19 protein-coding genes, 1 pseudogene and 1 riboswitch are annotated in these 24,262 nt (G+C 71.1%); of the genes and pseudogenes, 10 read left to right on the top strand and 10 right to left on the bottom strand.

What is annotated here, in order from left to right:
• Positions 1-106 precede the first annotated feature (106 nt).
• From AAW14_RS28145 to AAW14_RS28130, 4 genes are all read left to right on the top strand, one after another.
• Positions 107-1,459: a sensor histidine kinase gene (locus AAW14_RS28145; protein ID WP_265566767.1), complete on the top strand. Its 1,353-nt coding sequence runs from the start codon at positions 107-109 to the stop codon at positions 1,457-1,459.
• A gap of 562 nt (positions 1,460-2,021) precedes the next feature.
• Positions 2,022-2,681, top strand: a complete 660-nt coding sequence (locus tag AAW14_RS28140) for a response regulator transcription factor (protein ID WP_322741133.1) — start codon at positions 2,022-2,024, stop codon at positions 2,679-2,681.
• A gap of 238 nt (positions 2,682-2,919) precedes the next feature.
• The gene (locus tag AAW14_RS28135) at positions 2,920-4,848 is read left to right on the top strand and encodes a 2-oxoacid:acceptor oxidoreductase subunit alpha (RefSeq protein ID WP_265566765.1); all 1,929 of its coding nucleotides are present in this window, start codon (positions 2,920-2,922) and stop codon (positions 4,846-4,848) included.
• Positions 4,841-5,920, top strand: coding sequence for a 2-oxoacid:ferredoxin oxidoreductase subunit beta (locus AAW14_RS28130; protein ID WP_265566764.1), 1,080 nt, complete (start codon positions 4,841-4,843; stop codon positions 5,918-5,920). Before AAW14_RS28135 ends, AAW14_RS28130 begins: the two co-directional genes overlap by 8 nt.
• A gap of 208 nt (positions 5,921-6,128) precedes the next feature.
• On the opposite strand, the pseudogene AAW14_RS28125 reads toward AAW14_RS28130, so the two are convergent.
• Positions 6,129-6,524: pseudogene (locus AAW14_RS28125) on the bottom strand (winged helix-turn-helix transcriptional regulator); the annotation flags it as partial.
• A 91-nt stretch (positions 6,525-6,615) separates the two neighbouring features.
• Between AAW14_RS28125 and AAW14_RS28120 the strand changes: the two are divergent.
• Positions 6,616-7,470, top strand: coding sequence for an SDR family oxidoreductase (locus AAW14_RS28120; RefSeq protein ID WP_265566763.1), 855 nt, complete (start codon positions 6,616-6,618; stop codon positions 7,468-7,470).
• 137 nt (positions 7,471-7,607) lie between these two features.
• Positions 7,608-8,627, top strand: coding sequence for an EamA family transporter RarD (gene rarD, locus AAW14_RS28115; RefSeq protein WP_265566762.1), 1,020 nt, complete (start codon positions 7,608-7,610; stop codon positions 8,625-8,627).
• 120 nt (positions 8,628-8,747) lie between these two features.
• Here the strand turns inward: rarD and AAW14_RS28110 are convergent, their stop codons facing one another.
• Positions 8,748-10,676 (bottom strand): tetratricopeptide repeat protein, encoded by a 1,929-nt coding sequence (locus AAW14_RS28110; protein WP_265566761.1) that lies wholly within the window; start codon positions 10,674-10,676, stop codon positions 8,748-8,750.
• Between the two features lie 565 nt (positions 10,677-11,241).
• Between AAW14_RS28110 and AAW14_RS28105 the strand changes: the two genes are divergently transcribed.
• The 3 genes from AAW14_RS28105 to AAW14_RS28095 all read left to right on the top strand — a co-directional run bounded on the left by AAW14_RS28105 (position 11,242) and on the right by AAW14_RS28095 (position 13,061).
• The gene (locus tag AAW14_RS28105; protein ID WP_265566760.1) at positions 11,242-11,787 is read left to right on the top strand and encodes a DUF6668 family protein; all 546 of its coding nucleotides are present in this window, start codon (positions 11,242-11,244) and stop codon (positions 11,785-11,787) included.
• Between the two features lie 2 nt (positions 11,788-11,789).
• Positions 11,790-12,353 carry an NUDIX hydrolase gene (locus tag AAW14_RS28100; protein WP_265566787.1) on the top strand — a complete coding sequence of 188 codons (564 nt, stop codon included), beginning with the start codon at positions 11,790-11,792 and terminating at the stop codon, positions 12,351-12,353.
• Between the two features lie 105 nt (positions 12,354-12,458).
• On the top strand, positions 12,459-13,061 hold the full coding sequence (locus tag AAW14_RS28095) for a flavodoxin family protein (protein WP_265566759.1): 603 nt from the start codon (positions 12,459-12,461) through the stop codon (positions 13,059-13,061).
• On the opposite strand, the gene AAW14_RS28090 is transcribed toward AAW14_RS28095, so the two are convergent.
• The 5 genes from AAW14_RS28090 to AAW14_RS28070 form a co-directional block, all read right to left on the bottom strand.
• A complete protein-coding gene (locus tag AAW14_RS28090) occupies positions 13,051-13,941 on the bottom strand; it encodes an ABC transporter permease (protein ID WP_265566758.1) in 891 nt (296 codons plus the stop codon). The two genes, AAW14_RS28095 and AAW14_RS28090, sit on opposite strands and share 11 nt — an antisense overlap.
• Positions 13,928-14,848 (bottom strand): ABC transporter ATP-binding protein, encoded by a 921-nt coding sequence (locus tag AAW14_RS28085; RefSeq protein WP_265566786.1) that lies wholly within the window; start codon positions 14,846-14,848, stop codon positions 13,928-13,930. Before AAW14_RS28085 ends, AAW14_RS28090 begins: the two co-directional genes overlap by 14 nt.
• A 539-nt stretch (positions 14,849-15,387) precedes the next feature.
• Positions 15,388-16,617 carry a LolA family protein gene (locus AAW14_RS28080; protein ID WP_265566757.1) on the bottom strand — a complete coding sequence of 410 codons (1,230 nt, stop codon included), beginning with the start codon at positions 16,615-16,617 and terminating at the stop codon, positions 15,388-15,390.
• A 240-nt stretch (positions 16,618-16,857) separates the two neighbouring features.
• The gene (locus AAW14_RS28075) at positions 16,858-17,877 is read right to left on the bottom strand and encodes a CHRD domain-containing protein (protein ID WP_265566756.1); all 1,020 of its coding nucleotides are present in this window, start codon (positions 17,875-17,877) and stop codon (positions 16,858-16,860) included.
• Between the two features lie 182 nt (positions 17,878-18,059).
• Complete coding sequence (locus tag AAW14_RS28070) at positions 18,060-19,070, bottom strand: polyprenyl synthetase family protein (protein WP_265566755.1); 1,011 nt, start codon at positions 19,068-19,070, stop codon at positions 18,060-18,062.
• A 767-nt stretch (positions 19,071-19,837) separates the two neighbouring features.
• A riboswitch (cyclic di-AMP (ydaO/yuaA leader) is annotated at positions 19,838-20,008 on the top strand.
• A gap of 4 nt (positions 20,009-20,012) precedes the next feature.
• On the opposite strand from AAW14_RS28070, the gene AAW14_RS28065 reads away from it, so the two are divergent.
• Positions 20,013-20,525, top strand: coding sequence for a transglycosylase SLT domain-containing protein (locus AAW14_RS28065; RefSeq protein ID WP_265566754.1), 513 nt, complete (start codon positions 20,013-20,015; stop codon positions 20,523-20,525).
• Between the two features lie 15 nt (positions 20,526-20,540).
• On the opposite strand, the gene AAW14_RS28060 is transcribed toward AAW14_RS28065, so the two are convergent.
• From AAW14_RS28060 to AAW14_RS28050, 3 genes are all read right to left on the bottom strand, one after another.
• Positions 20,541-21,353, bottom strand: a complete 813-nt coding sequence (locus AAW14_RS28060) for an HAD family hydrolase (RefSeq protein WP_265566753.1) — start codon at positions 21,351-21,353, stop codon at positions 20,541-20,543.
• Between the two features lie 268 nt (positions 21,354-21,621).
• Entirely contained in the window at positions 21,622-22,821 is a 1,200-nt protein-coding gene (locus AAW14_RS28055; RefSeq protein ID WP_265566752.1) for an FAD-dependent oxidoreductase, read from the bottom strand.
• Between the two features lie 64 nt (positions 22,822-22,885).
• Positions 22,886-24,151, bottom strand: coding sequence for an ATP-grasp domain-containing protein (locus AAW14_RS28050; protein WP_265566751.1), 1,266 nt, complete (start codon positions 24,149-24,151; stop codon positions 22,886-22,888).
• Between the last annotated feature and the right edge of the window lie 111 nt (positions 24,152-24,262).

Raw genomic sequence — 24,262 nt, 5'->3', positions numbered from 1 at the left:
CCATGGCCGGGCGGGCGCGGGGGCAGCAGGGTGGAGGTACGAGCCGGCGCCCGGGCCAGAAGGCCCACCGCACCGGGGTGGACGACAAGGAGAACGGACGACGCCGATGGCCACGCAGTACGGGCAGGGGTACGGAGAGTGGGACGGCCCTGGACCCCAGGACGCCGGGGGGCGCCGGCACCGGCTTCCGGTCGCGCTGCGGGCGCCGGTCGAGGGGCGCAGCTGGGCCGAGTTCTGCTACCTGCTGCTGAGCCTGCCGATCGGGATCGTGATGTTCACGTACAGCGTCACGATGTTCTCGCTCGGGGCGGGGCTGCTGGTGACGTTCCTGGGGATCCCGGTACTGGCGGCGGCGCTGGCGGGATGCCGCGGGCTCGGGGCGCTGGAGCGGGCGCGGGCGCGGGGGCTGCTGGGACTCGAGGTGGCCGATCCGGAGCCGCTGCGGGTGAAGCGGCGCGGGCCGATGGCCTGGGTGGGGGCGATGCTCAAGAGCGGGACGTCGTGGCGGCACCTGTTGTACACGGTGCTGCAGTTCCCGTGGGCGGCGTTCTCGTTCACGGTGGGGGTGACGCTGTGGACGTGCGGGTGGGCGCTGCTCACGTATCCGCTGTGGTTCTGGGTGTTTCCGATGTACGCCGGTCAGGGCGGGCTTCAGCTGTACGGCGACGAGACGCACAGCGTCTATCTCGACAACCCGTTCGAGATCACGGTGACCGCGCTGGTCGGACTGCTGTTCACGCTGGCCACGCCTTGGATCGTACGGGGCCTGACGACCGTGGACCGGCTGCTGGTGCACGGGCTGCTCGGGCCGTCACGGCTGGCGTCTCGGGTGGTGGAGCTGGAGTCGGACCGGGGCGTGGTGGTCGACACGGCGGCGGCGGATCTGCGGCGCATCGAGCGCGACCTGCACGACGGGGCACAGGCGCGGCTGGTGGCTCTGGCCATGGATCTGGGCCTGGCGAAGGAGAAGCTGACGGCCGACCCGCAGGCGGCGGCGCGGATGGTGGACGAGGCGCACGGCGAGGTGAAGACGGCCCTGCAGGAGTTGCGGGACCTGGCGCGCGGGATCCATCCGGCGGTGCTGACGGACCGGGGACTGGATGCGGCTCTGTCGGCGGTGGCCTCGCGGTGCGCCGTGCCGGTGCGGGTGGACGTGGATCTGCCGGCGCGGCCGGCGCCCGCGATCGAGGGGATCGCCTACTTCACGGTGTCGGAGCTGCTGCAGAACGTCAGCAAGCACGCCCGGGCGTCGCGGGCGACGGTGGACGTGTGGCGGGTGGACGACCGCCTGCTGTTGCAGGTGCTGGACGACGGAGTGGGGCGTGCGGACGCCTCGGCCGGGTCGGGACTGGCCGGGCTGGCGGGGCGGCTCGATGCGGTGGACGGAGTCCTGGTGGTGGATTCGCCGGCGGGCGGGCCGACCCGCATCACCGCGGAACTGCCGTGGCGCTCGGCCTGACCGGCCAGGACACCCCGGTGTGCCGACCCCTGCTCGTACGCGAGCGGGGGACACCGGTTTGGGTGATCTGAGGGGCTGCTTGTCCCATGCCCCGTCGGCGTGCCCCGTCGGCGTGCCCCGTCGGCGTGCGCCTCCCCGCGGCTCGCCGGCCCCGTCATCGTGCGCCTTCCCACATCTCGCCGGCCCCGCCGGGCTGCGCCTTCCCGCGACTCGCCGACCCCGGTAACCTGTCCAGCCCCCTCCCCCGGCCGTTGCGTGTCCCGACCGTTGCGTGTCCCGACCGTTGCGTGTCCCGACCGTTGCGTGTCCCGGCCCCTCCCGCGGCTGTCGCCCCTCCCCGGCCCCATCCCCCGGCTGTCTCCTCTCCCAGCCCCCTGCCCCGGCCGCCCCCCTGGAACACGAACGGGCAGTCTGTCCACAGCCCCCGTGCGGAATCGCGGATCGCGCGATACTGAGGGGCCGAGGGGGTGGCGGGACGACGGGCCGCCCCGGAGATCGCCGGACGCACAGGACGCACGGCCTTAGACACGGGGCTCGGGGGCCAGGGATCGTGGAGGACAGGGTGCGGGTGGTCATCGCCGAGGATTCAGTGCTGCTGAGAGAGGGCCTGACCCGGCTGCTGACCGATCGCGGGCACGAGGTGGTCGCCGGTGTGGGCGACGGCGACGCGCTCATCAGGACCATCACCGACCTGGCGGACGGCGGCGCGTTGCCCGACGTGGTGGTCGCCGACGTGCGGATGCCCCCGACCCATACGGACGAGGGAGTGCGGGCAGCAGTCCGGCTGCGCAAAACGCATCCCGGGGTCGGCGTGCTGGTTCTGTCCCAGTACGTCGAGGAGCGGTATGCCACCGAGTTGCTGGCCGGCTCCAGTCGCGGCGTCGGCTATCTGCTCAAGGACCGGGTCGCCGAGGTGCGCGAGTTCGTGGACGCCGTGGTGCGGGTGGCCCGGGGAGGCACCGCGCTGGACCCGGAGGTGGTCGCACAGCTGCTCGGGCGCAGCCGCAAGCAGGATGTGCTCGCCGCGCTCACCCCGCGGGAGCGTGAGGTCCTGGGCCTCATGGCCGAGGGGCGGACGAACTCCGCGATCGCCCGGCAGCTCGTGGTGAGCGACGGGGCCGTCGAGAAGCACGTCAGCAACATCTTCCTGAAGCTCGGTCTGTCCCAGAGCGACGGGGATCACCGGCGTGTTCTGGCCGTCCTCACCTATATCAACTCCTAATCGACTGAAACTGTGTCAGGCCATGGCACAAGAACCGAAGCATGAGCAGGGAGCGTCTTCGAAAACACCACCGGGGGGGCTGGAAAATCATGACAAGTCAGGGCGGCGGACCGTCTCACAAGGGTGTCCATCATCCGAACGGCCGAAGGAAGGCGACCCTTACAGACGTAGGGTTGATCCTGGGAAGGCCGGCGGGACGGCCACTCCCAGACAGCCGCCTCGAGGGAGGTCCAGTTCAGTGACCAGCCAGGTCAGCAGTGCAGCGGAACAGGCCGACGAAGCCGTCGTGGGAGAGCAGCGCAAACCGGCGGGCACGAAGGACGTACGCAAGCTCGACCGGGTGATCATCCGGTTCGCGGGAGACTCCGGTGACGGTATGCAGCTCACCGGTGACCGTTTCACCTCGGAGACGGCATCCTTCGGCAACGACCTGTCGACGCTGCCGAACTTCCCCGCGGAGATCCGCGCCCCGGCAGGCACTCTGCCCGGCGTCTCGTCGTTCCAGCTGCACTTTGCCGACCACGACATCCTCACCCCCGGGGACGCTCCGAACGTCCTGGTGGCCATGAACCCGGCCGCCCTGAAGGCCAACGTCGGCGACCTGCCGCGAGGCGCGGAGATCATCGTCAACACGGACGAGTTCACCAAGCGGGCGATGCAGAAGGTCGGCTACGCCGCCAGCCCCCTGGAGGACGGGACGCTGGACGGGTACAACGTCCACCCCGTGCCGCTGACGACCCTTACCGTCGAGGCGCTCAAGGAGTTCGACCTCAGCCGTAAGGAGGCCGAGCGCAGCAAGAACATGTTCGCGCTGGGCCTGCTGAGCTGGATGTACCACCGGCCGACCGAGGGCACCGAGAAGTTCCTGAGGTCGAAGTTCGCGAAGAAGCCGGACATCGCGGCCGCCAACATCGCCGCCTTCCGCGCCGGCTGGAACTTCGGCGAGACGACGGAGGACTTCGCGGTCTCCTACGAGGTGGCGCCGGCCACGCAAGCCTTCCCGGTGGGCACGTACCGGAACATCTCCGGGAACCTGGCCCTGTCGTACGGCCTGATCACGGCCTCCCGCCAGGCGGACCTGCCGCTGTTCCTGGGCTCGTACCCGATCACCCCGGCCTCCGACATCCTGCACGAGCTGTCCAAGCACAAGAACTTCGGCGTGCGGACCTTCCAGGCCGAGGACGAGATCGCCGGCATCGGCGCCGCCCTGGGCGCGGCCTTCGGCGGCTCGCTCGCCGTCACCACGACCTCCGGCCCCGGTGTGGCCCTCAAGAGCGAGACGATCGGTCTCGCAGTCTCCCTGGAGCTGCCGCTGCTGGTGGTCGACATCCAGCGCGGCGGACCGTCCACGGGTCTGCCGACCAAGACGGAGCAGGCCGACCTGCTCCAGGCGATGTTCGGCCGCAACGGCGAGGCGCCGGTCCCGGTGATCGCCCCGCGTACCCCGGCCGACTGCTTCGACGCGGCCCTGGAGGCAGCGCGGATCGCGCTCACCTACCGCACGCCCGTCTTCCTGCTCTCGGACGGTTATCTGGCCAACGGTTCGGAGCCATGGCGCATCCCGCAGCTGGACGAGCTGCCGGACCTGCGGGTGCAGTTCGCGCAGGGGCCGAACCACACGCTGGACGACGGCACCGAGGTGTTCTGGCCGTACAAGCGCGACCCGCGGACCCTCGCGCGGCCGTGGGCGATCCCGGGCACTCCGGGCCTCGAGCACCGCATCGGCGGCATCGAGAAGCAGGACGGCACGGGCAACATCTCCTACGACCCGGCCAACCACGACTTCATGGTCCGCACCCGCCAGGCCAAGGTCGACGGCATCGAGGTCCCGGACGTCGAGGTCGACGACCCGCACGGGGCGAAGATCCTGGTGCTGGGCTGGGGCTCGACGTACGGGCCGATCACCGCGGCGGTACGGCGGCTGCGCGCGGCCGGGGAGTCGATCGCGCAGGCGCATCTGCGGCACCTGAACCCCTTCCCGCGGAATCTGGGCCCGGTTCTGAAGCGTTATGACAAGGTGGTGATCCCCGAGATGAACCTCGGTCAGCTCGCCACGCTCATCCGGGCGAAATACCTGGTCGACGCCCACTCGTACAACCAGGTCAACGGCATGCCGTTCAAGGCGGAGCAGCTCGCCGCGGCTCTCAAGGAGGCCATCGATGGCTGAGACGACCACGGAAGGCACGGACACGATCGAGGCGCTTTCGCTAGTCCCCAGGGCCGTCGGCAGGCAGTCCATGAAGGACTTCAAGTCCGATCAGGAAGTGCGCTGGTGCCCCGGGTGCGGTGACTACGCCATCCTCGCCGCCGTCCAGGGCTTCATGCCGGAGCTGGGCCTGGCCAAGGAGAACATCGTCTTCGTCTCGGGCATCGGCTGCTCGTCCCGCTTCCCGTACTACATGAACACGTACGGCATGCACTCCATCCACGGCCGCGCCCCCGCGATCGCGACGGGCCTCGCCACCTCGCGCCGCGATCTGTCGGTGTGGGTGGTCACGGGTGACGGTGACGCGCTCTCCATCGGCGGCAACCACCTCATCCACGCTCTGCGCCGCAACGTCAACCTGAAGATCCTTTTGTTCAACAACCGGATCTACGGTCTGACCAAGGGCCAGTACTCGCCCACGTCCGAGATCGGCAAGATCACCAAGTCGACGCCGATGGGCTCGCTGGACGCGCCCTTCAACCCGGTGTCGCTGGCGATCGGCGCCGAGGCGTCCTTCGTGGCCCGTACGGTCGACTCCGACCGCAAGCATCTGACCGAGGTGCTGCGCCAGGCGGCCGCCCACCCGGGCACCGCGCTGATCGAGATCTACCAGAACTGCAACATCTTCAACGACGGCGCCTTCGACGTCCTCAAGGACAAGCAGACCTCCGAGGAGGCCGTGATCCACCTGGAGCACGGACAGCCCATCCGCTTCGGCCCGGAGAGCTCCCGCGGTGTCGTAAGGGATGCGCGGACCGGTGATCTGAAGATCGTCACCGTGACGCCGGAGAACGAGGCGGACATCCTCGTCCACGACGCCCACGCCGCCTCGCCCACCACGGCGTTCGCGCTGTCCCGCCTGGCCGACCCGGACACCCTGCACCACACCCCGATCGGCGTCTTCCGCTCCGTGGACCGGCCCGTCTACGACACCCTGATGACCGACCAGCTCGACGCCGCCGTGGAACAGAACGGCAAGGGCGATCTGGCGGCGCTGCTGGCGGGCGGCGACACCTGGACGGTCGTCGGCTAGGACACCACGCGGCTCACGAGGCCTGGGCCGCCTTGGCCGCCCGGGCCTCGTCGTATGCCCCCGGCCCCGGCGGCCGCCCTGGCCCCGGCGGCCGCCCTGGCCCCGGTGGCCGCCCTGGCACCGGCGCACGTCCGGCCTCGTCGTACGGCTGGGCTCCGCCGTGTGACCGGGCTCCGCCGTGTGACCGGCCTCCGCCATGTGCCCCGGCGTCGCTCGCCCGGCGGGCGTCGTATGCCCGGCGGGCGTCCTCGACGTCGGCCATGCGGTCCTGGGTCCACTGCGCCAGGGTGCGCACCTGCTGCGCCGCCTCGCGGCCCAGATCGGTCAGGGAGTAGTCGACCCTGGGCGGGATCACCGGCTTGGCGTCACGGTGGACCAGGCCGTCGCGTTCCAGGGTCTGCAGCGTCTGGGTGAGCATCTTCTCGCTGACCCGGGCCACCTGACCGATCGCCCGGCGCAGCTCACTGAAGCGGTGGGGGCGGTCGAGGAGTTCGATCAGGACGAGCACGCCCCAGCGGCTGGTGACGTGCTCCATGACGAGGCGGTAGGGGCACATCGCCGCGTCGTTGTCGCCTCCGCCGACGACCGGGCCACTTACTGTCATGCCAGTACCTTACTTCAAAGTGGGTACTTTCGTTGAGTTAGCGCCACTCCTAGGGTTAGTGCCAGACGCACCCCACAAGGAGAGCCACATCATGAGCATCGTCGTCACCGGAGCCACCGGACACCTCGGCCGGCACGTCGTGGAGCAGTTGCTGGAGAAGGTTCCGGCCGAGCGGATCACCGCGGTCGTCCGCACCCCGGAGAAGGCCGCCGACTTCGCGGCCCGCGGTGTGCGGATCGCCGTCGCCGACTACAACGCCCCCGGGACCTTCGACGGCCTCTTCGCCTCCGGCGACAAGGTGCTGCTGATCTCCGGCAACGAGTTCGACAAGGGCCGGGTGGGCCAGCACCAGGTCGTCCTCGACGCCGCCAAGGCAGCCGGAGTCGCGCTGTTCGCCTACACCAGCGCCCCCGGCAGCCTGGAGGCCGCCCTCGCCGACGACCACCGGGGCACCGAGGAGGCGATCCTGACCTCGGGCGTGCCGTACGTGCTGCTGCGCAACGGCTGGTACAACGAGAACTACACCGAGCATCTCGCCCCGGTCCTGGAGCACGGAGCCGTCGTCCAGGCCGCCGGCGAGGGCCGGGTCGCCTCGGCCGCGCGTGCCGACTACGCGGCGGCTGCCGTCGCGGTACTGACCGGTGAGGGCCACGAGAACAAGACGTACGAGCTGAGCGGCGACACCGCGTGGAGCTTCGCCGAGTACGCCGCCGAGCTGAGCAGGCAGACGGGCAAGGACATCGCGAGCAGCCACGTCTCCGTCGAAACCCTGGCCGGCATCCTGACCGGCGTCGGCTTCCCCGAGCCCGTCGCCGCGATCCTGGCCGCCGTGGACGCCTCGATCGAGAAGGGCGAACTCGCCGTCACCACCGGCGACCTCTCCCGGCTGACCGGCCGCCCGACCACCCGGATCGCCGAATCGATCGCCGTGGCGCTGAAGGGCTGAACTCCCGAGCCGGGCCCCCGAGCACCTTCGACCTCCGCCTGTCATGACCGTATGACGATACGGGCATGACAGGCGGGGGCGCTCGCGCTACCTTCTTGGAGGCTGCACGGGAGCAGCCACGCGAGAAGGAGGGGCCCGTGACCGAGAAGTCGAGGGGCGAGCGGCGGACAGGACTGCTGAACGGCTTCGCGGCCTACGGGATGTGGGGGCTCGTTCCCCTCTTCTGGCCGCTGCTGAAACCGGCCGGGGCGATGGAGATCCTCGCCCACCGGATGGTCTGGTCCCTGGTACTGGTCGCCGTCGCGCTGCTGGTGATGCGGCGCTGGGCCTGGGCGGGCGAGCTGATACGACAGCCGCGCCGACTGGGCCTGGTCACGGTCGCCGCGGCGGTCATCACCGTCAACTGGGGCGTCTACATCTGGGCCGTGAACAGCGGTCATGTGGTGGAGGCGTCACTCGGCTATTTCATCAACCCGCTCGTCACCATCGCGATGGGCGTGCTGATCCTGAAGGAGCGGCTGCGGCCGGTGCAGTGGGCGGCGGTCGCGGTCGGGTTCGCCGCCGTCCTCGTCCTGACGATCGGCTACGGCCGCCCGCCGTGGATCTCTCTGTGTCTCGCCTTCTCCTTCGCCACGTACGGCCTGGTGAAGAAGAAGGTCCGTCTGGGCGGCATCGAGTCGCTGGCCGCGGAGACCGCCGTGCAGTTCCTGCCCGCGCTGGCCTATCTGCTGTGGCTCTCGGCGCACGGGGGCTCGACGTTCGCCTCCCACGGCCCTGGGCATGCGACGCTGCTCGCCGCCACAGGCGTGGTCACCGCGCTCCCCCTCGTGTGCTTCGGCGCGGCCGCGATCCGTGTGCCGCTGTCGACGCTCGGTCTGCTCCAGTACCTGGCGCCGGTCTTCCAGTTCCTGCTGGGCATCCTCTACTTCCACGAGGCCATGCCGGCCGAGCGCTGGGCGGGCTTCGCGCTGGTGTGGCTGGCTCTGGCGCTGCTGACCGGCGACGCGCTGCGGGCGGCCCACCGGGCGGGGCGGGCGCTCAGGAACCAGACCGGGGCACCGGGCGCCGCCGCAAGCGGCACCGCGACGACGGTGAACGCGGCGCCGACGGCGGACGGTGTGGTGGCGGGGTCCGGTCCGGCGGATTCCAGGCCGTAGCGCGTCTCCTACTGCGCGTCTCTTACTGCGCGTCTCTTACTGCGCGTCTCCTACTGCGCGTCTCTTACTGCGCGTCTCTTACTGCGCGTCTCTTGCTGCGCGTCTTTTGCTGCGCGTCTCTTACTGCGCGTGGGGATGCTCGCCGTCGGCGGTGCGGGCCCGGGCGGCTAGGCGTCCCATACGAGTGCGGGCGCGTTCGAGCTGGTCGAGGTCGTCGGCGGCGGGGCCCTCATCGGCGGCGAGTACGGACCACGCGGAGATGAGGTCGCGGCCGAGGTGCAGGCCCTGGATCGGGTCGCGGACGGCACGCCACGCCGCGGCCGCGCTCTGGACGTTGCCGTACGCGCCACGCGGGTCGCCCAAGTGGTGGCGGATGCGCGCCAGGTCGAGCGAGAGGTGGAAGGAGCGCAGGGCGTCTCCGGCCAGGTAGGCGATGTACGCCGTGAGTTCGCGCAGGCGCAGTACGTCCGGGTGCTCCGTGCCCAGGGTCGCGGTGTACTCGGCGACGGCACGCTCGGCCAGGCCGGCGGCCTCCTCGAGGCGGCCCTGCTTCACGGCCGCGTTGATCCGGGCCAGGGGCTCCGCGATCGGTCCGGCCCCGCCGGGCGGCACGGCCCCCGACTCGGGCGCGAGCACGGCCTCGGCCACGGAGTCGAACTCCCGGACGGGCGGCTCCTTGACCTCTTCCCCGTCCACCTCGGCGACCGGCACGGTCTTCGGGGGCGGGGTGGGCCTCCAGGCGGGAGCGGAGTAGGAGTCCACATCGGAGTCCACGTCGGCGGTGGGGGAAAGGACCACCTCGGGGGCCTCCACGGGCGAGGGCGCGGGGGCGGGCCACGTGGGCGGCTCCGCCAAGTCGGCGGGTGCGGGGGGTGCGCCGGGGATGGGCGGGGGACCGAAGGTTCCAGTGGGCGGTGAGACCGTGCCGGGAGCCCGCGGCAGAGGCGCGGAGGGCTCGCCGGGCGGAAGCGGAAGGCCGTCCTCGGAGGAATCCGGCAGCGCCTGGTCGGGCCCGGAGGTCGTGGTGATCAAGGCGGCCTCCCCGGGCACGGCCCGCAGCACGAACGTGGCGACGCCGACGCCGGGGTGAGCCGGAGCCGGCCCGAGGGGCTGAACCCTGGTCGCGGGGTCGGTCGGGGTGGTTGAGGCGCCGGGGGCGCCGGAGTCGGTCGGCGTGGCTGCGGGTGGCTGGTCCGGGGCGGGTTGGGGGGCGGGTCCGCCGACCGACGGGGCCGCGGAAGGCCGGGGCGCGGAAGGCCGGGGCGCGGAAGGCCGGGGCGCGGAAGGCCGGGGCGCGGACGCGGACGCCTGAGACGACGCCGCCGCAGACTGCGGCGCGGTCGCCGCTCCATCGGTCGCCGGGCTCGCGGGCGGCCGGATCGCGGGCGCCTCCGGCAGGGGCGCAGGCGTCTGAGCCGGGACCGTCGAAGCAGCCCGCGGTGGCGGCGCCGTCGGCTCGGGGGCCATGTGCCGGATGTGCGGGGGACCGGGCGGCGGCGGGGCTACCGGGTCCGGGACAGGCATACGGTTCTCGGCAGGGGCCTGTTCCTGCGGTTGCGGGGCCGACGGCGCGTTCAGGTCCCGTACCGCGCCCTCGGGCAACCTCGGGTCCGGCTTCTGGGTCTCCACCGCCCGCAGGACGTGGGTGGCCCTGTCGCGGGCGGGACGCTGTCCCTCACCCGGCGGCGCGGGCGGCGCGGGCGGAACTGCCGCGGCCGGGCCGGCACCGGACACGGCAGCAGTGTGCGAAAGCGGTGCGTCCGGTCCGGCCGCGCCCCCGGGCGCCCCCGTCCGCGCCGGTTCGCCCGCGAACTCGCTCGATCCGTCGACGTACACCCGGATCGGTACGACGAAGCCGATCCGTTCGTCGTGGACCGTCGCGAGGACGGGGTGGCCCGTGGCGAGCGCGAGGCGGTGGAGGTAGTTCAGGACCGCCTGCTGGACCGGCTCCCCCGGCCCCGCGACCACCGGCATCCCGCCGACGGTCGCCCCGGCACCCGGAACCCCGTCCCGCGCGGTCGCCGGCACATGGACTTCGATCGGAGTCACCCCGGAGCCCGCACCCTCCTGGGACACGGCCCCCGCAGCGGAGCGTGCCCGCTTCTGTTCGCGGCTGAGTCGAGACATCGTTCCCTCACTCGGGTCGGTCGGTCGAGGAAAGGGCGGCGGTGGCGGAGGAGGGAGAGCTCGCCGCGTCCCCCACGAAGAACGCGCAGGGGCCCAGCCTACGCGGGCCGTTCGATGTGCCCCGCAAGCCGTCGGTCCGGGTCACGACGGTCCCTGCGGCCGACGTGGTCGCACGGGCGCCCGCGCCATCGTCGCCACGTCCCCGGACCCGGGGCACCGCTGCGGCAACCGGCCTGCCCACGGCGCCGGTTCGGCCACCCAGGGCCCTCTTCACGGCGATCCCGCCCCGTTCCCCATCGGCTCCCCTCGATCTCCGGTTCCGGACACCCGTACGGAGACATGCGTACGCAGTCGAGTCTCCCGCCCCCGTCCCCGTAGGGCGTCACCACGACGTCACAGCCTCGTCCCAGGAGCCCGTGCCCCGGTTCCGGAGTGCCCACGCCTGCCGGGAAGATCGAGGTGCGACGACCGAGCGAGGAGAGTGGCGATGCAGGGGACGGCGCGACAGGGACCCGCCGGGCCGGAGATATGGGTTCGCGGGCCGGTGGACACCCCGGGGCTGCGGCCGGAGGCGGCCCGCGGCGCCGCCGGTCCACGGCGGTTCTCCTGGGTGGCCACGCACGGCGGAGCGGGCACCTCGACGCTCGCCGCCGTCTTCGGCGGGTTCGACGCCGGCCGCGGCTGGCCCCGCCCCGACCAGGGCGAACCCTCTTCCGTGCTCCTGGTCGCGCGGACACACGCGAACGGCCTCCGGGCCGTACCGCAGTACGTCGACGTCTTCCGGCGCGGCGAGGCACCGCCCGGCCTCGACCTCGACGCCGTCGTGCTGGTCGCGGACGCGCCGGGCCGGCTGCCCCGCCAACTCGTCCCGCAGGTCAGGGCGATCGAGTCGGTGATCGACGTCTACCGGGTGCCGTGGGTTCCGGCCTGGCGCATCGGCGACCTGAGCGGTAGGCCGCCCCGCGAGTGCGAGCAACTGGCCCGCCTGACCGGGGCGTTCACGGCGCCTGGCGGCCGACGGGGGTCCTGGTGAGCATGCGCTGGGAGGTCCATGGGGAGCACCCGCTGTACGAGACGCCCTGGGTGCGGGTGCGTTCGCTGGATGTGGAGCAGCCCGACGGTACCCGCTGCGACTACCACGTGGTCCGGCTGCGGGACGTCGCCGTCGCCGCGGCCGTGGACCGCGAGCGGCGTGTCCTGATGATGTGGCGTCACCGCTTCGTCACCGGCACCTGGGCGTGGGAGCTGCCCATGGGCCTCGTCGAGGACGGCGAGGAGCCCGCCGCGGCGGCGGGCCGCGAGCTCGAGGAGGAGACGGGCTGGCGCGCCGGCACGCTGCGGCCGCTCCTCCACGCCGAGCCCGCAGCCGGCATCACCGACGCCCGGCACTTCGTCTTCCGCACGGACGACGCCGTCCGCGTCGGCGAGGCGACCGAGCGCAACGAGTCGGACCGCCTGGAGTGGATCCCGCTGTCGCGGGTGCGCGTGATGATCGAACGCGGCGAGATCGTCAGCAGCGCCGCCCTGGTGGGTGTGATGGCCCTGTTGCTGGACCTCGCCTTGAGCGCCGATGGTGGCACGGTCACGCTGGACAGTTAGTTGCGTACGCATTTAATGTGTACGCATCGAGACTGCGCAGCCGAGATCTGCGCGGTGAGATCTCCGTCTGCCCGGCGCTCGTCGCGGCCGCATCCAAGGGGTTCCATGAGTCGCCGTTTCCTCTTCGTCCTCGGCAGCGCCCGCAACGACGGCAACACCGAGCTGCTGGCACGCCGGGCCGCCGAGCAACTCCCGGGTGACGTCGAGCAGCGGTGGATCGCGCTCGCCGATCATCCGCTTCCCGACTTCGGGGACCTGCGGCACGACGCGGATCATCCGCGGCCCGAGGGCGGGGACCTCGCACTGCTCCTGGACGCCACGCTCGACGCGACCGACATCGTGATCGCCTCGCCGCTGTACTGGTACTCGGTGTCCTCTCACACCAAGCGCTATCTGGACCACTGGTCCGCCTGGCTGCGCGTCCCCGGACTCGGTTTCAGGGAGACCCTGGCCGGACGTACCCTCTGGGGCGTCACCGTCCTCGCCGACCGGGAGCCGTCCGTCGCCGATCCGCTGGTCGGCACGCTCAACAACTCGGCCGCCTATATGGGGATGCGCTTCGGTGGGGTCCTGCTCGGCACCGGCAGCAAGCCCGGCGACGTGCTCAAGGACACCGGGGCGCTGACCCGCGCCAAGACGTTCTTCGCGAAGGAGCCCCCGCTCGCGCGGTTTCCGTACCGCGGCGGCCGAGCGCGTCCTACGCGGTGATGTCCTTCGTCGTGAAGCGCGCCCAGGCCGCCGAGCCGAAGACCGCCGCGTACAGGACCTGCAGGCCCAGATTGTGGATCAGGTCGTCCCAGTAGACCGGGTCGCGCATGAGGTCCGCGAAGGACAGCCAGTAGTGCGAGAAGAAGTACGGCTGGAGCGCGTGCAGTTGGGGGATCTGGTCGAGGATCTGCACGGTGATCAGCAGGCCCACCGTCGTCGCCATCGCCGCGATGCCGCTGTGGGTGAGCGTGGAGATGAAGAGCCCCAGGGCCGCGACACCGACCAGGGAGGCGGCGACGACCAGCGCGATCAGCAGGGCGCGGCCCAGGCCGTCGGCGAAGCTGATGCGCGTGCCCGAGATCGTCGTCAGCTCGCCCAGTGGGAAGAGCAGGGCGCCCACCGTGAGCGCCGAGACCGCGACGACGAGTGTGGCCACGAGGCAGAAGGCCATCGTGGTCGTGTACTTGACGAGGAGGAGACGGCTGCGGCCGGCGGGGGCGACCAGGAGGTAGCGGAGCGTGCCGGAGTTCGCCTCGCCCGCGATGGCGTCGCCCGCGACGACCCCGATCGCCATCGGCAGGAAGAACGGAAGCGTCGCGGCCAGTGCGGTGAAGACCAGGAACAGCCCGTTGTTGGTGATCTGCGTGATGAACGCCGGGCCGCCGTCGCCGCCCCGGCCGCCGGAGCCGCCACTGGTCTGGATCTTGACCGCGATGCCGACCAGGACCGGGACGGCGGCCAGCACCGCGAGCAGAGCGAGTGTGCGCCAGCGCCGGAAGGTGGTCACCAGCTCGCTGCGCAGCAGGCCGAGGGTCCACAACGGGTTCGGCCGACGGACGGCCCCGGTACCGCTCGGCCCGACCAGCTCAACCTGCGACATCGAAGCCCTCTCCCGTCAGCGCCACGAACGCGTCCTCGAGGGAGGCGCGTTCGACGCCGAAGCCGCGGACGCGGACCTCGGCGGTGACCAACGCGGCATTCACGTCCGCCAGTTCACGGTCGGGCACCTCGCCCGTCACGCGGTCCTCGGCCACGACCACGTCGGCCACGCCCAGTTCCTTCAGGACCCGGGCCGCGTCGGCGGTGTCCGGGGTCGTCACGACGAGGCGTCCGCGCGCCCCGGCCGCCAGGTCCGCCACCGCGCCCTGGGTGATCAGCCGGCCCTGGGCCATCACCGCCGCGTGCGTGCAGACCTGCTCGATCTCGTCGAGCAGATGGGAGGAGAGGAAGACGGTCGTGCCGTCGGACGCCAGCTCCCTCACCAGGGTGCGGATTTCGCGCATGCCCTGCGGGTCGAGGCCGTTGGTCGGCTCGTCCAGGACGAGGAGTCTGCGGGGCTGGAGCAGGGCGGCCGCGAGGCCGAGGCGCTGCTTCATGCCCAGGGAGTACGCCTTTGCCTTCTTGGCGGCCGCCGCGGTGAGGCCGACCCTGTCCAGCGCGGCCGCGACGCGGGCACGCCGGGTGTGCGGGTCGGCGGTGGGGTCGGCGGCGTCGTACCGCAGGAGGTTGTCGCGGCCGGAGAGGAAGCCGTACAGCGCCGGGCCCTCGATGAGGGCGCCGACGTGCGGGAGCACGGCGCGCGAGGCGCGGGGCATGGGCTGCCCCAGCACGCTCGCCGTGCCCGAGGTGGGCGCGATGAGGCCCATCAGCATGCGGATGGTGGTGGTCTTGCCGGAGCCGTTCGGTCCGAGGAAGCCGAAGACGCTGCCCGCCGGGACGGTCAGATCGAGCCCGTCCACGGCGAGCTGCCCGCCGCGGTAGCGCTTGGTGAGGGCGCGGGTGGCGATGACCGGGGCATCCGGGTCGCTCGCCGCCGACTCCGGGTCCGGCGACCCCGAGCCCCGCGGCGACGAGCCCTCCGGCCCCGAGCCCCGCAGCGACGAAGCCTGCGACCCCGCGCCCGAGAGATCCGAGCACTTTGGCCCAGAGCCCTCCGGCCCCGAGCCCGAGAGATCCGGGCCCTCCGGCCCCGAGCCCCGCAGCGACGAAGCCTGCGACCCCGCGCCCGAGAGATCCGAGCACTTTGGCCCTGAGCCCTCCGACCCCGAGCCCGAGAGATCCGGGCCCTCCGGCCCCGAGCCCCGCAGCGACGAAGCCTGCGACCCCGCGCCCGAGAGATCCGAGCACTTTGGCCCAGAGCCCTCCGACCCCGAGCCCGAGAGATCCGAGCACTCCGGCCCTGAGCCCTCCGACCCCGAGCCCGAGCCCGAGCCCGAGGGCTCAGGGTCCTTCGACTCCGGGTCCTGTGGCTCCCGGTTCTCCGGCTGCGCCCCCGCGGCGGACAGTTGCTCCATGGGCTCTCCCGGTCCTGCCGTCCCTGCGGGGTCTACTTCCCCGCGTTGGCGGCCTTCAGCAGCGCGTCCTTGGTGACCGCGCCGGCGTAGACCTTGCCGTTGTCGGTGATCAAGGCGTTGACCAGACGGGTCGAGAAGACCGTGCCCGAGCCGAACTTGCCGGAGACGTGGTCGCCGAGCGAGTTCAGGAAGCCGGAGGCCGTGCTGTTGCCGGACGAAGAGGCCGAGGGGAGGCCGCCCTTGCTGCCGGTGTCGAGCACGACGATCGAGTTCCAGCCCTGGCCGATGGTCTTCGGTTCGGCGCCGCGCTCCGCCTTCTCCCTGCCCTTGGGCCCCGGCTTCTGCGCCTTCTCCCCGGCCTTCCGGTCGTCGCCCTGGGTGACCTTCGCACCCTTGGGCGGGGTGAAGTCGAACGTCGACGCCGCCGGCTTGGCGAACGAGACCTCGGTGAAGCCGACGTCCACGACGGCCGCGCCGCCCGAGGCCGGGGTGAGCGTGAACTTCAGCGGCAGCCCGGTCTTGGCGTCCACCGCGATGCTGATCGCGCCGACCGTCGTGCCCGACTGCTTCGGCTTGATGAGCAGCTTGTAGGCGTCCCGGCCCGCGATCTGCGCCGTGCCGTCGACCGTCACCGAAGTCGTCCGGTCGGTGGCCTTCAGCGCCTGCTCGGCCAGGTCCTTCGGTGTGGCGGGGACGTCCCTGGGCGTGACCTTGTCGCTCTTGTGGTCGCCCGCGGCGGTCGAGTGGTACGCCGAGTTCGACGCGCTGTCGTACCCCCACACGTCCGTGCCGTTGCGGATGACGCTGTACTCGGCGGCCTGCTCGATGAGCGAGAGCTTCTGCTTGTCCTGGCCGTCGGTCGCGACCCGCAGGGTGTGCGTTCCGGAAGCCAGTTCGAGCAGCTTGGAGCTCGGGTCGGCGGCGGAGCCGTCCTTGCCCCCGGCGCCCTTGCCGAGCGCGCCCGAGGCGAAGCTGCTCTGCAGCCCGCCGAGGTTCGGCAGACCCAGGTCCGTGCTGATCTTCACCGTGCCGGACAACTGCTGGACGTCCGACTTGGCGATCTTCTCGATGAGCTGCTGCGCGCTGATCTTCGGCAGGGTGGGGTCGCCGGAGCCGGCGAACGCCGGGACAAGCCCGATGGTCGCCGCCGCGACTCCCACCACCGCAACCGGGACGACGTACCGTGCGGCCGCGCGCCGCCCGTCACGTACGTCCTCGACCTCCCCGGCGGGTGTGTTGTCGTCGGATTCGTACGGTGCCATGTGTGCTCAACCTCCGTCGTCGGCGGCGGCTTGCCGTCATGCACGTCTCCACCCCTGCGCCGCCATTCTCACCCGAACTCCTGTGAGGTGGTGTTGTCCATCTGACCAAATCGACTCAGGAGAAGCGTCAGCCCGCGGGCCCAACTCCGCGTAATCCTCGGGTATGACATCGCGAGGCCGCGCCTCCCCCGACCCGTAGGGGTCGTACGGGAAAGGCGCAGCCCCGGATCAACTCCCCGCTCAGTGCTGGACGAACACGTAGTCCGCGCGGTACGGGACGCCCACGATCGAGCCGGGCGTGCAGGAGCCGGTGGGCGCGAGGCCGCCGGTGGTGTTCAGGCGCAGGATCTCGGCGGTGTCCGCGAGCAGACCGTGCTGCCTGCCGGACCGGGTGGCCTTCAGGTCGAGTTCGGGGATGTTCGTGGCGCCGTTCGGCGTCCGGGTCACCACCGTGCCGGTGACGGCGCTGCGGTCGGGTGCGACCCACTGCGGCGTGCCGGAGCCGGGCTTCACGAAGGAGTGCAGGATGTCGCCGCCGAGCAGGGCGGCGACGTCGCGCTGGGCGAAGGCATAGCCCCCGCCGGCGGCCGGCTTGCACTCGTAGATCTGCTTGCCCTTGACCACGGACGCCTGGAAGTTGTCCAGGGCGTGGCGGAAGTCGAAGGCGGTGGTGACGTTGTGGAGCTGGCCGCGGACCGCCCCGCCGGGGAACTCGGCGGTGTGCAGGTTGGCGTAGAAGGCGCCGGGGTCGGTCTTGAGCCGGGAGAGCAGGGCGGCGTCCTCGACCTTCACGCTGCCGACGGCGGTGTGCCCCTTGACGCCCTTCTTCAGCAGTCCGCTGAGGTCCACCCTGACCCCGCCGTTGACGCCCTTGGCGCCCTCGTGGAGGTGGAGCATGGTGGGGCGGCCGGTGCCGCGCCAGGTGACGGCGACGGAGACGGTGTCGCCCTTGACGCTGATGAACTCCAGGGCCGCGCCGTCCTTGTCGCCGGCCGCGGGGCCTCCGGTGACGGGCACCTCGTTGGCGCCGCGGAGGCTCGCGACGAGTGTGGTGCCGCCCGAGCCACTGCCGGTGAGGGTGCCGCTCTCGGTGACGACGGCCTGTGCGTGCCCGGGGTGGTCGGTGCCGTGGTGTGCGCTCCCCCGGCCGGCGGCGAACGCCGGGATGACGGCCGCGGCCACTCCGGCCGCGGCGACGGTGGCGACGCAGGTGGTGATCAGTCCGGTACGACGCTTCGCGAACGTGGCGTCAGTGCGCATGATCGTATATCTCCCCGTATCCGAGCCGACGCCCCCTGCGTCAGCTTCCGGGCATGGGTACGGACCCGATCCGAGGCTGGACTCATTCCAATCATGTGACCTGCCTCACATTTCACCGGAATGCATGACGAAAGTGTTACGGGTGTGCCAGCTGTGACAGGAGTGCAACAGGTGGGTCACAGTCAGCCCGCCCGATGCACCACCGCGTCACACAGCTGCACAAGGGCCGCCTTCGCACCGCACTCCGGCAGCGGAGCCAGGGCCGAGCGGGCGTCCTCCGCATAGCGGACCGTGTCACGGCGGGCCTGCTCGAGGGCCGGGTGGCCCCGAAGACGGGACAGGGCCTCGGCATGACGGGCGTCATCCGTGAGGTCGGAGTCGAGCAACTCGCACAGGGCGACGTCCTCGGGCCGACCCAGGCGCTCCGCCCGCTCCCGCAGGCGCAGCACCGGAAGGGTGGGGATCCCCTCACGCAGATCAGTGCCGGGCGTCTTTCCGGACTCGCGTGAGTCGGACGCAATGTCCAGGACGTCGTCGGCCAGCTGGAACGCCACACCCAGCCGCTCGCCGTACTGCGTGAGCACGTCCACGACCGTCTCGTCGGCGCCCGACATCATCGCGCCGAAGCGGCACGCCACCGCCACCAGTGAGCCCGTCTTGCCACCGAGGACATCGAGGTAGTGCTCCACCGGATCGCGGCCGTCCCGTGGCCCCGCCGTCTCCAGGATCTGGCCGGTGACCAGCCGCTCGAACGCCTCCGCCTGGATGCGGACGGCCTCCGGGCCGAGGTCGGCCAGGATGTGCGACGCCCTGGCGAACAGGAAGTCACCGGTGAGCACCGCGACCGAGTTGCCCCAGCGGGTGTTCGCGCTGTCCACTCCACGGCGTACGTCGGCCTCGTCCATCACGTCGTCGTGGTACAGGGTGGCGAGGTGGGTGAGCTCCACGACCACGGCCGAGGGCACGACCCCGGGCGCATACGGGTCGCCGAACTGCGCCGCGAGCATCACGAGGAGCGGCCGGAACCGCTTCCCACCCGCGCGCACGAGGTGCTGCGCCGCCTGCGTGATGAAGGGCACCTCGCTCTTGGTGGCCTCGAACAACCCCTCCTCGACAGCGGCCAATCCGGCCTGGACATCGGCCTCCAGAGCCTGGTCCCGCACGCTCAGCCCGAACGGCCCGACGACGGTCACGTGGGGTCTCCTGTCTGCTGACGTCTGCTGACGATCACACGGTCGGTCTCAAGGTCGGTCACTTGGTCGATGACGCCGTCGGCCGACGTCACTCATCGAGTTTGTCGATCTGTCGCCGCCATCACTCAAGTCAGCGTATCCGGTCAGGTTTCGATCACCACGAGCGCCCACTGTTCCAGGCCGGGCGGTATCGGACCACGCACGGCATGTTCTCGATCAGCTGATACGAACAGATATGTGGCGGCATTGCAGACAGGCGCGTCTCGAAGCCCCGCCATCGGGTGGCACGATCCCGATCACGATCACCCGGCCGGACGCAGACAGACATGGATGCACGACCGGATCGGGGCACCGGGGCGCTCACCCCCTCTGGAGGGTGACCGGCGTCACACTCATTGGGGAGCGACACCTCTTACGCGACGTCCCGCAGCGCATCCTCCCGCAAGGCGCCCGAGGGCCATGCACGTTATGCCCGTATTGCACGTAATGCACCTTAACGCCGCTTTTAGTAGTCAATACAGCTTTCGACACCTAGGCGTGACGTGAGTGAAATACATCACTCATGCCCGTTGTGTGTCGATTCGGGAAAGCCACCGATCTCCCGTTTGCGAACGGCAAGTTGAGCCTCACTCAACAAAATGGATCATCCCCCTCATTCAAGCACGTCAAGGTCAATTCAGACGAAGTGTGAATTCAAGGCTTGTTCCCGACATGTGCTCTCGCATACCTTCCCCTCGTTCCGAGCGGATCGCCGAATCCTGCCGCCGCTCGCGAACCCACCGACCCACGACGGCAGGAGCGGGGGACCCAGGTAAGCGCCGAGCGGGACGCGTTCCGGCACGGCTTGGGGCGAAGTCGCGCCCTCGACCCCGAGGGCACGGCCGGGCACCTCCCAGCCCGAACCCGACAGCTCACCTCGCAGGCGCCGGAGAGGAACGCCACATGTCTGCTTTCGCCCTGCCCGCACGCCGCCGGGACCGCGGTTCCAAGTCCGCCCGCCTCACCCGTGCCCTCGCCGTCGCGGGCACGAGCGCCGCCGTTCTCGCCCTGCCGATCATGGGTGCGACCAGTGCTTCCGCCGCCCCCAGCACGTCCACGACCACGGTCGCAGCCGCCAAGGCCCTGACGACCCGCGCCGGCAGCCTCGACGGCTGGATCCGCCAGTCGCTCGCGATCATGCGTCAGCACGGCATCCCCGGCTCGTACTCCGGCATCTACCGCAACGTGATGCGCGAGTCGTCCGGCAACCCGTTCGCCATCAACAACTGGGACTCGAACGCCAGGATGGGCATCCCGTCCAAGGGTCTCCTCCAGATCATCGACCCTACCTTCGCCGCGTACCACGTGCCGGGCACGTCCTTCAGCCCCTACGACCCGGTCGCGAACATCACGGCCGCGTGCAACTACGCCGCCCACCGGTACGGCTCGATCGACAACGTCAACAGCGCGTACTGACGTCTCCGGCCGGATCTACCGGCCCGTGAAGAGTCGTTCGAGGACGACGGCGATGCCGTCGTCCTCGTTCGACGTGGTGATCTCGTCGGCGACGGCCTTAAGTTCCGGGTGGGCGTTGGCCATCGCGACGCCGTGCGCGGCCCAGTCGAACATGGGGATGTCGTTCGGCATGTCGCCGAAGGCGATCGTCTCCGCCGGGCCGAGACCCAGGAACTCGGCGGCCAGCGCGAGTCCCGTCGCCTTGGTGATGCCGACCGGCTGGAGTTCGACGGTGCCGGGCCCGGACATGGTGACCGTCGCCAGGGAGCCGACAGCCGCCCGGGCCGCCCTCGCCAACTCGTCGTCCGACAGCGCGTGATGGCGCAGCAGCACCTTGCTGATCGGCTCGCACCACAGGTCGTCGCGCCGCCGGACCCGCACGGCGGGAAGGGTGGGATGGGGCATGCGGTAGCCGGGCTCGACGAGGGTGAGCCCGTCCACGCCGTCCTGGTCGACGGCCGCGTACACCTCCCCCACCTCGGCCTCGATCTTGCCGAGCGCGGTCTCGGCCAACTCCCGTTCCAGGGTGACGGAGAACAGCAGCCGCTCCGCGCCGACGTCGTACACCTGCGCGCCCTGCCCGCACACCGCGAGCCCTCTGCTGCCGAGGTCGTCGAGCAGTGGCCGCACTCTCGGCGCCGGGCGCCCCGTCACCACCAAGTGCCGCGCGCCGGCCGCTGCGGCCCTCGCCAGAGCGGCCTTCGACCGGTCGGAGAGCGTGTCGTCACCACGCAGCAGCGTTCCGTCCAGGTCAGTGGCGATGAGTGAATATGCGAGGGGTGCGGCCATGATCAGAGAATACGGATGGAACTCCCCGGCGACTCGGCGTGATCCGGACGACGTCCGGTGACCAACGCCTGCTGCTCGATGTGCTGTTGTGCGGTTTTGCCCCGGGACCTGCGCCCGTGGGGTACGGCGGGGGAGCCAGGTGCCGCGCCTTGCGCTCCTGACGCTCGGCGGGGGAGCCAGGTGCCGCGCACTGCGCTCCTGACGCTCGGCGGGGGCGCGAGGCGCCGCACCCCCGCCGGTCTCCGTTCTCAGCGGTGCGTCTCCGTTCTCAGCGGTGCGCCGCCGCCAGATGCCTCGCCAGGCGCGGGGAGGCGAACTCCGTACCGCACACGAAGCGCATCACCGGGCCGTACGAGGCCGCCGCGGGCAGGCCGGTGAAGTACAGGCCCGGAACGGACGACACATATCCCGCCCCGAGCCTGGGCGCGCCCCGGCTCACCGCCAGTTCCGTTCGCAGTTCGTGGCCCAGGAAGTCCATCGCGGCGATGTCCACCCGGTAGCCCGTCGCGGCGATGACGTGGTCCGCGGTCAGTTCCTCCGTGCGGCCCGCGTGGGTCCGGACCGTCAGGGCCGGGCTGCCGTCGCGGGCGGACGTACCCACGAGACGGGCGACCTCACGGACCTCCACCTTGCCCTGGAAGCGGTCGCGCAGCCACCACGCACCGAGCGGGCCGAGGACGCGGCGGACCAGGTAGTGACGGGTCCGGGCGGGCAGGAAGCGGTAAGGATGCGGGTAGTAGCTCAGCGCCCACAACGACCAGGCGCGCCCGAACGGCGACTCCGGACGCAGCTTCGGCTGCTGCCACGGCGCCGCACCGAACGCCACCCGGCCCCGGCCACGCGAGACCACGCACACCCGGGCGCCCGCCTCGGCCGCCAGCGCCGCCGTCTCCAGCGCGGACTGGCCCGCACCCACGACCAGCAGCTCCTTGCCGGAGAAGCGGGTCAGGTCGTGGTGCTGGGAGCTGTGGGAGACCGGGCCCGTGGGGGTGGGACCGTCCGGCGCCGCGGCCAGCTCCGGGGGGAGGTGGGCCAGGCCCGAGAGGCCGGTCGCCACCACCACCGCTCGCGCGGCGAACAACTCGCCGGAGTCAAGCTTCAGCTCGAAGCCGCCGCCCTGTCGTCGGTCCACGGAGACGACGCGCACCCGCTCCAGGCCCGGCACCAGCTTCTGCTGGAACCAGTCGCCGTACGCGATGAACGTCTCGACCGGGATGATGTCCTCGTCCGTCACCAGCCGGGCGATGCCCGCCGCGTCGCAGTAGTCCGCCAGCGTGTGCCCGTGCTGGGGGGCGTCGAAGTTCGACGCGGCCGGGGTCGACTTCAGGAGCATGCTCGCGGGCATGTGGTCGCGCCAGCTCACCATGGGCTCGCCGAAAACGCGTACCGGGATACCGCGCGCCCGTAGATGGGCGGCGGTGGACAGGCCGAACGGTCCGGCACCGATGACTGCTACCGGTTGAATCACGAAGTCCCTCCCCAGGACGCAACGTGCCTACTTCGTGTTGGAGCCCTTACGCACTACGACGTGACTACGACGTACTCGTGGTGCTCCCTCGGCGGTTGGTCCGCCACAGCTGATACAGATGCTTCGCGCCCGGCCGCACGAAGCGTGCGAGCATCGTGAAGAAGGGCCGCAGGTCGTCACCCGCGAGCCAGGCCAGCTCCGTACCGCTTGGGCGGGCCGGTGCATGCGGCGTCGTATAGCCGCTGCGGCGATAGGCGAGCATCGCGGCCAGGTCGATGTTCTCCACGATGTAGCGATGGCCGGCGCGCTGTTCCCCCTCCGGGACCGCACGGCCGGTCAGGTCCAGGTGCATGGCGCGGACCACGTCCACCCCCGACTCGTTCTCGAAGAGCCGGAACTGGGCGCCCATGCGGGGGTTGAAGTCGAGCAGTTTGTACTGACCGTCACGCCGGTCGAAGCGCAGGTCGAGGTCGACGATCCCGGTGAAGCCGATCTGTTTGATGAAACGCGCGGCGAGGTCGGCGAGTTCCGGGTTGTGGACGACGTACGCGTTCGCGGTCATGCCCGCGTGCGGCGGCCAGGAGCGGACCTTGACGCCGGTGAACATGGCGAGCGGGGCCGAGTCCTGGTCGAAGTAGGCGTGCACGATCCAGTCCTCGGCCTGCTCCCGGGGCAGGTACTCCTGGAGGATCACACCGGGGCGCTCGCCCCAGTCGCGGGCGAGCGTGAGAAGCCCCTCGCGCGTGGTGATCTTCGTCGTGCCGCCCACGGCGGGCTGGGCGCGCCGCACGAACGCCTCGCGGTTCTTGGCCACGAGCGGGAAGCGGGCCGTCTCCGCGAAGCGCACGATGTCGTCGTAGGACTGTGGGAAGGCGGCCATCGGGCTCGGGATGCCGTGTTCCACGCACAGTTCGTGCAGGCCCTGTTTGCTGGCGAGGCGGCGCGGCAGCTTGGCGTCCACCCTCGGGAACAGAAAGGGGCCCGCCAGGACGTCCTGGTGCTCCGCGATCAGGACGGCGGCCTCCTCGTCGGTGGGGACGAGGACCGTCGGCCGCCCGATGCGGCGTCCGATGCGCAGCAGGCCCTCCACGAGCCGCTCCGGTTCCTCCGTCCCCGTGGTCGGCCAGACGAAGGCGCGCCGCAGATAGCGGGAGACCGCCGCGGGTGTGTAACGGTCCTCGGTGATCGCATACATCGGTATGCCGAGCCGGCCCAGGCTGCGGATGGCACCCACCCCGCCATGGTGCAGTGGATAGTCGCCGAACTTCACGATGAGCCCCGGTACGTCGCGGTCCGCGTCGAACGGCTCGCTGCCGGTGCTCCTGGCCACGGGTCCCCCCACGTGTCCCCCCTACGGACCGGACCCACCCCGTCCGTGTCCCCAAAGGACGCTAAGCCGGAATTAGACGCTCCGACAAGGCCTATTCGGACATTGCGAACT

The organism is Streptomyces hygroscopicus (genome assembly GCF_026168105.1).
GTDB classification, from domain to species: domain Bacteria; phylum Actinomycetota; class Actinomycetes; order Streptomycetales; family Streptomycetaceae; genus Streptomyces; species Streptomyces hygroscopicus_D.
The sequence above is the reverse complement of the archived record's forward strand: the minus strand, read 5'-3'. Positions and strand labels throughout refer to the sequence as shown.